We start from the raw sequence: 756 nt of genomic DNA on the forward strand, positions 1-756 counted from the left end.
ATCCTTCACTGTCGCTGTTATCGTCGTGGTTCCTAAGCCGATCGCTTTCAGCTTCCCGGCTTCATCGATTACGGCAACCTTCGGATTACTGCTTGTCAGCGTTGCCCTGTCGTTTACTTCTTCCTGCCCGATCGATCCCACAACCCGGATCGGACGTTCTTCCCCTATTTCCAGACCTGCACTCGTGTAATTGTCAATCTCCATTTTTAAGCTCGACAAGGAATTCACAGGATAAACCGTTACCTTCCGGATCAGCGTTTTATCCGCGCATTGGATCGTAAGCGTGCTTGTTCCCGGCTTCAATGCTTTTACCGTTCCATGACTTCCTTCCGCACTTAAAGCAACGACACTTTCATCGCTGTTTTTCCAACTGATATTCGGCTGGCTTCCATCTTTTGTCCGAGCCAAGATTTCGATATCATCCATCGCGCCAACGATCATATTTAAATTCACTGTCGTATTTGATGTTTCCAAAAAGCGATAATAAGTTAACGGAGCCGTCACTGAAACGATCACTTCATCTTCTAAATCCGGAAGCACTGCGCTTCGAACACGAATGGTGGTTACGCCGGCTTTCTTCGCTGTGACAATTCCCGTTGAACTGACCGTCGCGATTTCTTCATTATCGCTTTCCCAAACCAATCCTTTTAACCTGTTGTCTGTTCGGGATGGATCAAAAGAAACCGATAACCGTGCCGTTTTATCGGACATCAAGCTCAGTTTATCTGTATTCAGCTTAATCGCCTGCGGTTCAAC

General features: G+C 46.8%; 1 protein-coding gene. It reads right to left on the reverse strand.

Annotation, left to right across the window (positions count from 1 at the left end):
* Positions 1-756: Ig-like domain-containing protein (locus HOLDEFILI_RS10995; protein ID WP_006059756.1), on the reverse strand; the 756-nt coding region annotated here is incomplete at both ends.

This window comes from Holdemania filiformis DSM 12042 (genome assembly GCF_000157995.1).
Lineage (GTDB): Bacteria > Bacillota_I > Bacilli_A > Erysipelotrichales > Erysipelotrichaceae > Holdemania > Holdemania filiformis.